Raw genomic sequence first — 13,643 nt, 5'->3', positions numbered from 1 at the left:
GAGCTCAGCGCCGTTGCATCACGATGAGAAAATGATCACCCATACCGCGCAGTAGCGGCAGGCCGCCCAAGCGATCGTCGAGTCGACCCAGACGCTCGCACCAGTTGCGATGGCGTCGGTAGTAGTCGACCAGATAAGGCGGCGGCATGAACAAGCTCAGCGCACGATAGCTCTCCAGTGAAAAGTGTTCGGCGAAGGCTGCGTAGAACTCGCGTGGCAGGTAGTAATAGGTCCAGATCGTATGGCGATTCATGCCGACCGCCGTCGCGCCTCGCGCAGCCCGCACGCCAGCCCGTTTGAAGCGACCGCGCAGTGCGTAATGCCCCAGCTCCCACGGGCAGATTCGCCCCATCACCGAAAAAACCAGCCTGCCGCCGGGGCGCAGCAAGCGAGCGCATTCGTCCGCCACCGCACGAAGGTCCGGCGCGCAGTTCAGGGGGCCGAAGTTCGAGTAGATACCATCGAACTTGCCGTCGAGCTGATCGAGTTGCTGGACGCCTAGATGCGCGGCCGTTACACGAGACCCCAGGGCGGCAGCTGCAACACGGGACCTCGTACGCTCGACCATCTGTGGCGACCAGTCGGTGGCGACGACATGGAAACCCCGCCTTGCGAATTCGAGGGCATCGATGCCCGTACCGCAACCCAGGTCGAGCAGGCGAGCTCCCGCCGGAAGCTGGCTATGCACGGTATCCCACAGGGTAAGCCGCATGCGCTGAATCAGCTCGTTATTGCCTCGCGGACCGTCATAGTCGGCGGCAACACTGTCGAAGGCACGCTGCGTATCGAGCAGTTGCGCTTCGTCCAAGGGTGCATTTCGTCCGCGCTGATGAACGTTCCGCGCGGGCAGCGCGTGGACCTCAGTTTCAAGCTTGTGCTGCCCATCCATATCAATCTCCGTTCCAGCGCAAAACAACTTCATCAATCTTCAGAACCAAGGCATTCGCAGGCCGGTTCGAGACACCCGTCCTGCCACTCGGATCGGCCTATCAGGTAAGTGCCTTTGCGGCCCGTTTTGGTTGAATGGAACCTGCGTGGATACCTATCTGCGTAGCGCCAGCCGTGACCTGGATGTGCGCCCTCTTTCCAATGGCAACACCAGCCTGCCCTACGCTTGACGCCGTGCAACACTTCTCGTGGTGGCTGCGAATAGCCCCAGGACAATACCCAGCAAGAGGCCTATACCCCACATCAACGCCGGATTGGGGAACGCCTGTCTATCGGGTACATAGACCGGCCACGGCAGCGACGTTTCATAGGTGTAGGTAGGGCTGAGACGATCGATGAGATCGCTTCTCGCCTCCTGCAACTTGCGGATTTCTTCGTCCTTGCTGGCGAGCGAAACACTTGCAAGACTCTTGCTTGCCGCATCGCCCTTGTTCTCCGGGGCAAGGATCTGCAGCAACCGGCTGCGATCAGCCAAGGCGCTTTGCAGATCAGCCTGGATCTCGTCAAGACGCGCACGGGCCAACTTCAACGGCACCTCGTCGAAGTGCTGATGGACAGCGTGCAGTTCGACGACCGTTGCCGTGGCAAATTGGCGCGCTTGCTGTGGCGAGTGTGCCCGTACGCTCAACCGGATGAGCGGGCCCGCATACGGGAGAGGATCCAGTTTCAAGCTACCGCGGTAAAGCTGGGCTTCCGGCGAATCCGGTGAAAGACCGATCCCTTTCAAAACGTCGTTTTGAAATGGCACGAGTTGCAGGCGCTCGAGGACACGCTGAAGCGGCTCGGTCTTTTGATCCTGGCCTGACGGCACCTGCCCAACCTGGCCGATCAGGATCCAGGCAGTTGCTTCCCATTGGCGCTTCACCAGATGCGTGAAGGCATAGGTGCAAGCCAGGGTCACGATCAGCACCGCAGCGAACCATTTCCACTCACGGAACAACGTCCGCCAGAGGTCGATCAAGTAGATTTCATCTTGTTCCATGGTTCTGTACTCACTGGAAAGAATGTGGAGACATGGTTTGCAAGGGCATCGCGGAGGCATCGCCCCGCCCGTTGCCTATCGGCTTTCGCCACTTCCTGTTCGGCAGCCATGCCGCGAGTACCTGCATCAAAAGACACAGGCCGATGAAGCCAACGTTCGTCCACGTAAAGGCCTGTGGCGCAAAGGGCGACATGACGCACACGTAGGAAACGCGCAGGAAAATCAGGAATGAAAACAGCGGAACGGTTGGGCAAAGGCGCCGCACGCTCCACCGAAGCAAGCCGTACAAAACGAACACCGCAGCCACCGCAGCCACCGGACCCCACGCCAGCAGGAAGGGAAAGAACTCCGTGCCCACATTGATCGTCGGTGCGTCCAGCGGAATATCCGTCCCGGCTGTCGCGACGGATCCACTCATGGGGATCACCTGATTGATGAGAAAGCTGGCGTTCGAGTAATGCTTGGCCAGCATGGCGCTGAAGTTGTATGGCCCAGCGCTCCCATAAAGAAGCAGCCACTTGATGCCCACCGGCGAAGCCCGGTACATGGCACTGAAGGGGAGCGTGATCTGATCCAGTGGACCGGACCGAAGGATGCCGAGGATCGAGAAAATGCTGGTGCCCGCGAGCGCGAGGAAACCAACGCTTTTCCACGGCAGAGGTCTTGTCTCGTCCCGTCGCAACAAGATGACGAGCGCAAAAGAAAACACCGAGGCAAACAGTCTGTTCCGGTCGATCACCAGTACGGGAAACAAAAAGCCAATGGCTATAAGCATGTTGCGAAGCCACCTGCTCCTGACACAGAGCAGTGCGATCGGGGGAAGCACCCAGCAGATATCGGAAATGTGTCGGATGTGCTCACGACCACCTTCCATCGAAGCATAGGCCGAGGGTTTGTCAAACAGTGGAATGGGAAAGAACGTGAGATCGATCACGCAGAAGAGAACGATCAGACCTGCAAAACCCAGTGCAACGAATGAATCGCGGGTACCGGCGTAATGACGTGCACGGAATCGCGCAGCCTCGGGGATCCTGACTCTCGCGTGCACGTCCAGCAACACCACGGCCAATGCGGTCACGGCCAATAGAAGCAAGCCTTCGATGTAATCGGCAGGAAGATCGTACGTGAGCAAGGTCAGCCCGCACGCAAGCAGAATCGGTAGCGCGAGATAGGTTGAGGGAAGACACAGCAATCCTTTCATGTGGCTGTTCATACGGCCTCCGCACCGGGGCTTGCGGATACAGGTCGGACCTTTGCCAGAATTACCAGCGATACATAGGCCAGCATGTGCAGTACCAGCGGCAAAAACTGTCTCTGCAGGAACGAAATCTTGGCCCCGATGTAATGCGACTGCGCCCTGAGCAGGGTCCGATAGGGCTCATCAAAAAGACATGCCCGACGCAGCGCAACCTGCCTCGACTCGGCAAGATTGATCACACGGGTCGCCGTATGTCGTGTCGCGCTGAGGTTTTTTCCGTGGACGCGGTACGCGCAGACACTGACGTCGATGAAGCCAAGCGCACCACGGGCTGCCAGCCGAAGAAACAGATCCCAGTCTTCGATGCGCAGGCCTTCGCTCCAGCGATCGACGGTATCGAGTGCGCTCCTTCGCATCAGGGCGACCGGTCCACCAATGGCCCAGTGGCTGATCACGGCACGCCGGATGCCATCATCGGATCGATAGAGATTTTTGTTCGCCCCGTGCAGACCGTGCATACCGCTGTCATGCACCTTGTTCCCGTCTTGATCGACGACAACTGAATCACCGATCACGGCCCCCTTGTTCGGATGCTCCAGCAGATAGCGAACCTGGGCATCCAGACCTCCGGGCAACAAATAGTCATCGCTGGCGCCCGGCCGCAGGAACTCTCCATTCGCACGCGCCACCAGTTCGTTCAAGGTCGCAGCAACTCCCCTGTTCTCCCGGCGCACGTATTCGATCGGCAGATCCATGCAATGTATTGCTACCCAATCAGCAATCATCCTGGCGGTGTCGTCGGTCGACCCGTCGTCGATAATAATGAGTTCCTTGGCCGGATACGGATCTTCCAGCACGCTGTCCAGGCAGCGCTGCACAAAGCGCTCGTGGTTGAACGCAGGGACAAGCACGGATACCAGCGGCATCGCCGCTTCGTTTTTCGATACGTCGAAGGTCATCGTCATAACCCTTCCAGGTAACGTCGCACGACCAGCACATTGAATGCGAGGTAGATGAGATAGTTGATGGTGAATGCGTACATCGCGCCGACCAGGCCGAAGTGCGCTGTAAGCACATAGACCAGCACCAGATAGCTGGCCGCAAACACGCACTCGGATATCACGAACAGCCGCGTCATGGCCTTGGCCAACATGACGTAGGACAGAACGAAGGACGCGATCTTGATGACATCGCCTGCCAACTGCGGTCCGTACAATGCATTGGCGGATGCGAAATCCGCACTGAACAGCAGGCGCGTCACCCAGCCTCTCAAGACATAGACCACGGCCGCCAGTGCAACGACCGCGGGCATAAGGTAGCGATAGGCATTGCGCAGTTCGAGCACCAGGGATGCGCGCTGATGCGTCGACGCCAGCTTGGGCAAATAGTAGATGTTTATCGCTGTGGTGAGAAACAGCAGATAGGCATCCGATACCTTGCTCACGGCCTGCCAATAACCGACCTTTTCCCAGCCAAACTGCAGCGCGAGATGATCGCGCACTGCGATATTGATCAAGGGGGGCAGCAAGGCGGAGCTGAGTGTCATCACCGAAAAAGCCGTGAGACGCAAGGTCATTTCGCGGTCGAAATGCATCCTCAGCATGCTGCGCTGGAAGTATGGGCTACGCCACCAAACCGGCACACCGACAAAAAGGCACAGCACCTGGCCCAGGACCAAAGCCAGCAGCGCTCCGTACAGATGCAGCCAGCGCGAAAGCCAGAGCACCAGCACAATGCTGAAAGCCGATCCCAGCACCTGGATGAAGGCAAGCCGACGCACGTCCATGAAGCCGTTGATCACGGCGAGGATATAGTTGACCAGAGCAATGCCGAGTTGAGCGACGGCGAGTACACGAATCAGGCTTTCATAACCCGGGTCACCCAGAAGCCAGAGCGCAATTGGCCGACTGAACAACAGCGCGACTGCGCCCATCAGGCACGATGCACAGAGCGCATACCAGAGTGCCGCGGCAAGCAGACGCGACAATTTTTGCGCGTCGTGCCGGTATTCGGCGACGTACTTCACAACGCCTGCGCTGATGCCGCCACCGGCAAGCACGGCCAGCAACGACATGAGGCTCATGAACTGGCCCAGTTTGCCTACACCCGTGGGCCCGGCAAACCATGCCACCAGCTTGATCACGACCAGACCCGCGAGCAACCGCGCAGCTGTGGCGATGGTGGTATAGAAACTGGTGCGAACGATGCTCATGCGGGGCACTCAAACGCCTGGCAGACTTCGATCACTCGCTCGACCGCGGCGTCGTACAGCGTCGGCCCCATCGGAAGGCTCAGCACTTCATCGTGCAATTGTTCCGTCAGCGGCAAGTGGGCGTCCCGCAGGCTGGCATAGGCCGGTTGCCGGTGCGGCGGCACCGGGTAGTGCACCTGGCTCTGAATACCATGCGCCTGCAAATGCTGTTGCAAGGCGTCGCGGCGAGTGCAGCGAACCACGAACAGATGCCAGACGTGCTGTTCCTCGCGCGCCAGATCCGGTAACTGGATGTGCGGATGACGGATGCCATTACGATAGCGCCGCGCCACGCGACGGCGCCATGCGATGTCCTCATCGAGATACTTCAGCTTCACTCGCAACATGGCAGCCTGCATCTCGTCGAGTCGCGAATTGAGGCCCTGGAACAAGTGACGGTACTTCACGTCGGAACCGTAGTTGCGCAAGGCCGCGATCCGTTCCGCCAGCATGGTGTCGTCGGTCACCACGGCACCGCCGTCGCCCAGCGCCCCAAGATTCTTGGCGGGGAAAAAACTGAAGGCCGCCGCATCTCCGAAGGCACCGGCCTTGCGTCCGTCGCTCATCGCTCCATGCGCCTGCGCCGCGTCTTCGATCAGGAGCAGGTTGTGCCGCCGGGCCAGCGCAGTCAATGCGGGCATATCGGCCAGCTGACCGTAAAGGTGTACCGCCATGATCGCACGCGTTCGTGGTCCGATAGCCGCCTCCACGCCAGCCGGATCCATGTTGAAAGTGACCGGATCGGGTTCCACCGGGACCGGCACGAGACGGTTTTCGGAGATCGCTAGAAAGCTAGCAATGAAGGTGTTGCCCGGCACGATGACCTCGTCACCTTCTTCAATGGCGCCGAGTTCCTTGTAAGCGCGCAGGATCAGCGAGAGTGCGTCCAGCCCATTACCCACGCCCACCGCATGACGTAGGCCACAATATCCGGCGAACTCACGCTCGAAAGCCGCGACTTCATCGCCGAGCACATACCAGCCTGAGTCGATCACCCGCGCGGCAGCCGCCTTCAGCTCGTCGGCATACCGCGCATTGACCTCCTTGAGGCTGAGGAAAGGGACGTCCATCAGTGCGATCTCCATCAAAGCGGCCATTCGTAGAAATCGTGCACAACGGCACGGGCGCCGAAATATTCCTTTTGTGCGATCAGGCCGCTGTTGAGTACTCGCCCCTCCTGTTCGGTCGAGATGCCGAAACTGAAATAAGTCCGGTCCGCATAGATGCCGCCGATCAGTTCCGCCAACAGAAAACTAAGCGCATCCAACCGCCGCCCCTCCTCCGATGCGGCCATGTATTGGGTGTGCACGACCTTGCCGAAATCGTAGACAAGCACACCGGCCAGCAAGACATCCTCGCGGTGGGCTTCGTGCAGCACGATCTGCTGTGGAAATCGCGTTTGCAGCAGGCGCAACTCCGCCAGGCTGTGGGTCGGCACGGCGTCGTGCTTGCCCAGCACCTCCGACAGCAATCCGTGAAAAGCCGCCGGATCGGCGCCGGCCTGCCATTGGATGCCGGCCCTCCCGGCCTTGTCGATGGAATGCCTGCGCCCCTGCGTGAAATGAAATGTTTCCTGCAAGGCGATGACCGAGGAAAGATCGCGACGCTTCAGTTGCGCGCCAAGCCGATGCAAGGCAAACAGATCCTCTTCGGCGGGATAGGCATGAAACACATGCGGCACCGCTTTGTAGATGACGCGTTCCACGCCGAGCGCGCGATAGTGGCTGCCAATCTGCTCAAACACCGCAAGCGTCGCTTCGGCGCGCAAGGCTTGCGCCATTATCAGTCCGGCATAGGTAAGGCCGCCGTGGCTGATCACCAGGTTCTCGCGAATATTCGCGGGGAAGACCGCCACGACCTCGCCTTTGCGCTCGACCATCAGCGACCGGTCGACGAAGCGGCTCGCGTGGTAATCCATGTAGCCACGTCGATGCAGCAGGTTGCCGTTGCGGGAGCACTCGACCAGTGCATCCCAGTCGTTTGCGTCGGCCTCGGCGTAGGGCCTAACCGTGAACATTCGTATCACCGTCGAAGCCATCGAAGCCGACCTCGGCCACGCCGAATCCATCGTGCCCCATGTCGTTGCCGTTGTAGAACATCAGCAGCTTGTCGCGTCGGCGGATCAGCGCGGGATAACAGATGACCCGCGAATCCCAGCCACTGGCGGACAGCGTCATACCCAGCGCCTCGTCGTGGCGCTCCCATCGGATACCGTCGTCGCTATACGCCACGCCGGGAAAGTATTCGCCGGTGACATTTCCTCGAGTGAAGTACATGACGTACTTGCCGCCGAACCGATACACGCGCGGCCGGCCGATTCGATACTCGCTGCCGCGGGGTAGCAGGCAGACATGGTCGTTGCGCGGTATGTCACTCAGATCGCCCGTCTCCACATAGCGGATGTGGTAACGCGGAAAAGGTTGGTCACCGATGGTTTCCCAATCGTCGCCAACGGCATACCAGATGCGCCAGCGGCCGTTTTCGTAGATGACCGAATGCACCGCACCGATGGTGCTGCGACCGGGCGCGCGATCCAGGATCGGCGTTTCCTGCACGCGCCGGAAATGATCGCCGCCATCGGTGGAAACAGCCAGACCGGTAAACGCCAGGAACTTGGCCTTGGCCACACGCTGGAAACCGACATAGAACAAATGCAGGCCGCCCGGCGCATCGACGATATCGCCCAGGATCACGCCATTGTCGTCGAAGCAGCCGCCCCGTCCGATATCGAGCACCGGTTCGGCGCTGACGCGCACGATAGCCTCAGGGTTGTCCGCCCGCACGTCGACGTAGCCGATGCGGCTGACACCATCGGCATCGCGAAAACCCGCATAGACACGGATGAGCTCATCGTCGATGCGATACGGAGTCGGCGTAAGCGCCGAATGACGCATCCAGCCGCCCACGCCATGTCGCGCGGTTTCGAATACCAGCCCTTGCTTGGTCCATTCGAACATGCGCCCTTCAAAGCCTCACTTCGAGGCTGGATCTGTTCGGCACTGCGTGGGCCGGCGAACCGACGTAGACTCGCCCCGGCTCGGTGTCACGCGTGACCAGCGCGCCGGAGCCGATGACATTGTCAGGCGCCACCTTCACGTGATCGTTGAACGTGGAGTTCACACCGATGAAGCTGTTCTCGCCGATTTCGCAATAGCCGGAGATGACCGCGTGCGAGGCGACAAACACGTTGTCGTGCACGACCGTGCGATGCCCTACGTGATTGCCGCTCCAGAGAACGCAGTTGTTGCCGATGCGCACGAACGGCTGGATAACGTTGCCTTCGAAAATGAAGCAGTTTTCGCCCAGCTCGGCATTGCGCCACACGAAAGCGCGCGTGCTGACATAGGTGGCGAGCCGGTAGCCCCTGCGCTTCATATCCAGGTAAAAGCGCGTGCGCAGGCGATTGAGCTGACTGGACGGGATAGCCACAAACACGTCGACATCGGCCGGCGGGTAATGTGTCTCCAACGTCTCGTAGGCCACCACGGGACGATCCGCCAGCGTCGGCTGCGCGAGATATTCGCGCTCGACACTGAAAGCCACCACGTCATAATCGCTATCGTGTTCGAAGTATTCGCAGGCGATCTGCGCGAACTCGCCCGCTCCGATCAGGACTAGCCGCTTTGACATGCTGCCATGTCCTCCAGCCGCATGGAGCCGCTGACCTCGCGCAGGAAATCGGCGTAGTCGGTGATGTAATCGCTCTGATCGTACAGCTGGTCTGCCAGCACCATCAGCACGCAATCGTCGCTGAAATCGTATAGCTCGCGCCACACCATGCGACCGAGCATCAGTCCTTGCGACGGATCGTTGAGCACGACCTCGGCAGCTCCGCTGCCGTCATCCAGCAAAAAGGTGACGGAGCCCCGCACCGCTACCGCCAGTTGATGGAGATGACGGTGTGCGTGCTTACCCCGATGCACGTCATTCTGCGTGGCGAATATGTAATACACGCGCCGGATGACGAAGGGTACGTTGCGATTCTCTTCCAATGCGATGAGCATGCCGCGGTTGTCACCATGCCTCTGCAGCTGGACTCGTTCGATTTCCATGTTTTAGGCCTGGCCGTAGATTCTTGGAATGCGCCCCACGTGTTTGAGTGCCAGGTCGGCATGGAAAGGTTGCGCCGGATTCTGCAACGGCAGAAGCGCCGACTGCGCCTCGGATGAGAGGCAGCCCGCTTTCGCCGAAGTTGGGCGCGATAGTCGCGTCCATGACTTCTCGGTCTGCGCCTTCGAAACGCGTGAGCATCGGCAAGCAGGTAGCCGAACCCGATCCACTTGGGATGCAACCTTTCATGACCTAACTGGCACCCAGATGGACTGGGCTCCACAGCATCAAGCGCGCGAGCCTCGCTACGTAGGTACGAAAGCAAGCCATGGAGGATGCATGGGGATCGGCTGGATGGCGGCAACGCGCAAACGTATCCTGGACAGGAATAGAGCTCGTCGAGCGACGGGTGTGATTGCCCTGTCGCTGATGGTGCTGCTCGCGGTGATGACCACTCTTGGTGGCGTGTTGCTGTGGTCGTCAAGCGTGCATGCACAGCAAAGCGACAGCGCGAACGCCGGCCAGCCTCCCACTCATCAACCGTCCGCTCCCCTGACCGAAAGTGACATCGCACGTATGCTGCCACCCACCGACATGGATGCCGGGACATCGGTGCACAGCGACATGCGCACGAGCGCGTTCGACGAAGGCCACGCCACGCCGTTCGACGGGGCGTCGATTCCGCAGAACCCACTGGCGCCGAACGCAGATCCGATCGGCGCGAAGAGCTGCGTCGCCTGCCACACGCTGGAAGACACCCAGGCTTCGCACAGCCTGCACGTGGCCTCGTTCCGCGCTAGTGGTAGTGCAAGCGCTGGACCGCAAGGCTCTTGCGAGACCTGTCATGGCCCCGGCTCGGAGCACGCGAAGAACGCCGCGGCCCCGGGCCTGATCATCGCCTTCACTCATGATTCCAAGACCCCCGCCGAAACCCAGACGCACGTCTGTCTGAGCTGCCACGTCGGCGGCGCGCGGCAGCACTGGCTCGGCTCGGTGCACCAGGAGCGCGGGGTGTTGTGCACCGACTGCCACAACCCGATGGCTCGCTTGTCGGCCGAAGGCGTTCTGGCGAACGAATCGATCAACCAGGTGTGCGCGACTTGCCACCAGGATATCCGCGCCCAGTTCAACCGCCGTTCGCACATGCCGCTGCCGGAAGGACAAATCTCCTGCGTTGACTGCCACAACCCGCACGGCAGCATCACCAAGCCGCTGCTGAAGACCGACAGCGTCAACGAGACCTGCCAAACCTGTCATGCCGAGAAGCGCGGTCCGTTCCTGTTCGAACACGCACCGGTGGCTGAGAACTGCCTCAACTGCCACACCCCGCACGGCTCGAACCAGGAAAACCTGCTGGTGCTGCCGATGCCGATGCTGTGTCAGCAGTGCCACACGAACAACAACCACCCCAACGATCTGCTGACGCGTCAGAACCTGCGCAACGGACTGGCGCCGGACGAGCGCGTGATGGGTCGCAGCTGCCTGACCTGCCACAGCAACATCCACGGCTCGAACAACCCCAACGGCGCGATGTTCCACCAGTGACCCGCCATCGGCGAGGGGCGGAGAGATGCTGAAGCGTAAACCTCTAACTGCGCTGCTGGGCCTGACACTTGGCCTGGTCGGCCCGTTGCCGCTGCTGGCGCAGACCGATGCCAGCGACAGTCAACGCGTCGGCAACATGCAGTTCGGCAACAGCCTCGATCCCACCGGCTGGGGAGCGTTCGCCACTCCGGATCCAGCCGGCATGTCCTACCTGCATCCCAACCAGATGCGGACACCGACCGGTGCGCTCTATCCCTATCCCCACCAGATACCTGACGCGGCCCCGCTGGGCACGGGAGACTGGGTCTATTCTGGACTGGTCGAATTCGGCTACATGCATGCCAGCGGCGACCGCAACGACGAATTCTTCCAGATGTATTCGGACTGGAAGAACGGCCCCGTGTTGAGCATGCTTGCGTTCTCTGCGCTGAACCAGAAGACCGGCCAGTACGTCGACTTTCGCGGCAGCCGGATCAGCAGCCAGGACCAGTACTACCGCCTGCGCGCCGGCAGCTACGGCGACTACCATATCGAGGCGTTTTATCGGGACATCCCGCACACCCTGAGTACGACGGCTTATCCGCTGTGGAATGGTGTGGGTTCCACTGATCTGACCCTTCCCAATGGTCTCGCCACCGGCGCTACACCGGCCCAGGTGCAGGCCGTAGAGGCGAACCGGCCACGCCAGACTTTGGGGGTAACGCGCCAGAGCGAGGGTGTCAGCTGGGAAAGCGCGCTGACCACAAACTGGATCGGCTACGCCGGCGTTACCAACGAGCACAAAACGGGTGACCGCGATTGGGGCGGCCCGGAATATCTGAGCTATTTCTTCACAACTCCGGGGCCCGGAGGCTTGGGCACGCCGAGCATTCCGGGCACCTCCGGCGGCCAGTACGACACCGTGCGGCCGGTCGATTTCACCACTACCGACGTCAACCTTGGCCTGCGCAACAAGGGCGGCGCCTCGGGCTGGCTGTTCAACTTCACCATGACCGGCTCGTTCTTCCGCGACAACAAGAGCACGCTGGACTACGCCATACCGTTTGCCGTGACACCGGGCTCCAACTCGGTGATCACCGGCGGCACCTGGTCGCTGGAGCCGGACAACAACTACTACAACGTGAAACTCGAGGCCTCGCATCCGCTGCCGTTCTGGCACGGCCAGTTTTCCATCTCGGCGGCCTACAGCACCATGCGGCAAAACGATGCGTTGCAGGCGCCGCTCAGTCCAATGTATTGCCCGACCGGACAGTTCATCGGCACGACCGGCATCTCCTGCGCGAACTGGAACACCACGGCCGCGCTATCACAGCAGGATGGCGATGCGCGCATCGATACCGGTCTGCTCAACCTGCGCCTGGATTTTCGTCCCACCGCGAAGTTCAGCTGGCACTTCAACTTTCGCCAGCGCGATGAAGACAATATGACGCGCTACACCGCGTACAACCCGTTGACCGGGCAGTACGGCTATGTTCCCGAGAACGGCGCAGAGCCGCTTGCAACCGGGGGAGAGAGCGAACTGTTCCAGCCCGGCAGTCCCCTCTACCAGTCGAACTTCGCGCAGATCGCCAGCATTCCCTTCATCTACGACGACCGCAAGACCGAGCTGGGTGGCAGCTACCGGATCAACCAGAACAACACGCTGAGCGCGAGCTACCTGCTCGACTATGAGACGCCGCGCCCGCGCGAACGCACCTATATCAACGACCAGCACCTCAAGCTGGGCTGGGATACCAAGTCGTTCGGCGACGCCACCTTGCGTTTCAGCTATGAATATCAGAAGCGCACAGGCGGCCCCTACAACTCCAATCCGTACCTCGACGCGTATTCGCCCTCCCAGCCGGGGTACGTGCTGCCTGTGAATGGCTATACCGCGTTCACCGTCGCGCAGATGTACATGTACGACATGAGCAACCTCGACGCGAGCAAGCTCAAGGCGATCCTGACCCAGCCGCTGGGAACCACGGCCACCTTCACCGCGACGCTGTACGGCAACCGCCTTCACTACGGGGCGGATATCGGGAGGCAGTCCTACGACACCACCGGCGCCGACTTCTCCTGGGACTGGGAGCCGACGGCAACAACCTCGATGAGCGCGCATGCGGGCATCGAATCGACCCGGCTCAAGCAGGGCAACGTCAATGACAACGAGGCGCTGACCTTTTCCTCGCCGGAACAGACCGATGCGCAATTCGGCGGTCCGTTTTTCCCGTTTGCCAATTTCTGGACGGCGACGGACAACGAGCGCGACATCGATGCCGGCGCGCATTTCAATCACGTCTTCTCGCCGCGCGTGAAGTTCGATCTCAGCTACGACTACACCTATTCGCGTGGGCTCAACAGCTACAACTACGCCAGCCTGGGGGCGATTTCCTCGGTGTATCTGCCGATCCTGACCGCAGCGGATATCGGCAACAGTTTCCCTACCAACGTCTATCGCATGCAGACGCTCACCGGGAATCTGAATCTGACGCTGACTCAGAGAGTGGACTTGCGCCTGTATGGCAAATACGAGATGGGCAACTACGCCGACTGGAACTACGCCGGCTTCGACATACCTGCCGATCTGGTCGTCGGTAACCGCGTCTACACCGAGTTGGGGCCGATGCCGAACTGGCATGTCTTGTTGGTGGGTGTCTTCATGACCGTGAAACTCTGAGGGGAATACC

Annotated in this window: 12 protein-coding genes; 2 read left to right on the top strand and 10 right to left on the bottom strand. The window is 60.5% G+C overall.

All coding sequences use genetic code 11. The features are described from left to right. Nucleotides 1-4: 4 nt before the first annotated feature. The 10 genes from HDE77_RS01835 to HDE77_RS01790 form a co-directional block, all read right to left on the bottom strand. On the bottom strand, nt 5-808 hold the full coding sequence (locus HDE77_RS01835) for a class I SAM-dependent methyltransferase (RefSeq protein ID WP_255482479.1): 804 nt from the start codon (nt 806-808) through the stop codon (nt 5-7). Nucleotides 809-1,108: 300 nt separating this feature from the next. Further along, entirely contained in the window at nt 1,109-1,930 is an 822-nt protein-coding gene (locus HDE77_RS01830; RefSeq protein WP_184415425.1) for a Wzz/FepE/Etk N-terminal domain-containing protein, read from the bottom strand. Between the two features lie 10 nt (nt 1,931-1,940). Continuing rightward, nucleotides 1,941-3,131, bottom strand: coding sequence for a hypothetical protein (locus HDE77_RS01825; RefSeq protein ID WP_184415598.1), 1,191 nt, complete (start codon nt 3,129-3,131; stop codon nt 1,941-1,943). A gap of 8 nt (nt 3,132-3,139) precedes the next feature. Then, nucleotides 3,140-4,087 carry a glycosyltransferase gene (locus HDE77_RS01820; RefSeq protein WP_184415597.1) on the bottom strand — a complete coding sequence of 316 codons (948 nt, stop codon included), beginning with the start codon at nt 4,085-4,087 and terminating at the stop codon, nt 3,140-3,142. Between the two features lie 2 nt (nt 4,088-4,089). After that, nucleotides 4,090-5,340: an O-antigen translocase gene (locus HDE77_RS01815; RefSeq protein WP_184415424.1), complete on the bottom strand. Its 1,251-nt coding sequence runs from the start codon at nt 5,338-5,340 to the stop codon at nt 4,090-4,092. Continuing rightward, nucleotides 5,337-6,449, bottom strand: a complete 1,113-nt coding sequence (locus HDE77_RS01810; RefSeq protein WP_184415423.1) for a DegT/DnrJ/EryC1/StrS family aminotransferase — start codon at nt 6,447-6,449, stop codon at nt 5,337-5,339. The genes HDE77_RS01815 and HDE77_RS01810 overlap by 4 nt, the downstream gene beginning before the upstream one ends. Before the next feature lie 14 nt (nt 6,450-6,463). Beyond that, the gene (locus HDE77_RS01805; protein WP_184415422.1) at nt 6,464-7,396 is read right to left on the bottom strand and encodes a GNAT family N-acetyltransferase; all 933 of its coding nucleotides are present in this window, start codon (nt 7,394-7,396) and stop codon (nt 6,464-6,466) included. Beyond that, nucleotides 7,383-8,336, bottom strand: coding sequence for a hypothetical protein (locus tag HDE77_RS01800; protein ID WP_184415421.1), 954 nt, complete (start codon nt 8,334-8,336; stop codon nt 7,383-7,385). The genes HDE77_RS01805 and HDE77_RS01800 overlap by 14 nt, the downstream gene beginning before the upstream one ends. A 7-nt stretch (nt 8,337-8,343) precedes the next feature. Next, entirely contained in the window at nt 8,344-9,009 is a 666-nt protein-coding gene (locus HDE77_RS01795) for an acetyltransferase (RefSeq protein WP_184415420.1), read from the bottom strand. Further along, a complete protein-coding gene (locus HDE77_RS01790; protein ID WP_184415419.1) occupies nt 8,994-9,431 on the bottom strand; it encodes an FdtA/QdtA family cupin domain-containing protein in 438 nt (145 codons plus the stop codon). Before HDE77_RS01790 ends, HDE77_RS01795 begins: the two co-directional genes overlap by 16 nt. Before the next feature lie 337 nt (nt 9,432-9,768). On the opposite strand from HDE77_RS01790, the gene HDE77_RS01785 reads away from it, so the two are divergent. Further along, complete coding sequence (locus tag HDE77_RS01785) at nt 9,769-10,974, top strand: DmsE family decaheme c-type cytochrome (protein WP_255482478.1); 1,206 nt, start codon at nt 9,769-9,771, stop codon at nt 10,972-10,974. Between the two features lie 25 nt (nt 10,975-10,999). Beyond that, complete coding sequence (locus HDE77_RS01780) at nt 11,000-13,633, top strand: MtrB/PioB family outer membrane beta-barrel protein (protein WP_184415418.1); 2,634 nt, start codon at nt 11,000-11,002, stop codon at nt 13,631-13,633. The last annotated feature ends 10 nt before the right edge of the window (nt 13,634-13,643 follow it).

It is taken from the genome of Rhodanobacter sp. MP7CTX1, from assembly GCF_014205795.1.
Taxonomy (GTDB): domain Bacteria; phylum Pseudomonadota; class Gammaproteobacteria; order Xanthomonadales; family Rhodanobacteraceae; genus Rhodanobacter.
Note: the sequence above shows the minus strand (reverse complement) of the source record. Positions and strands in the feature narration are given on the sequence as shown.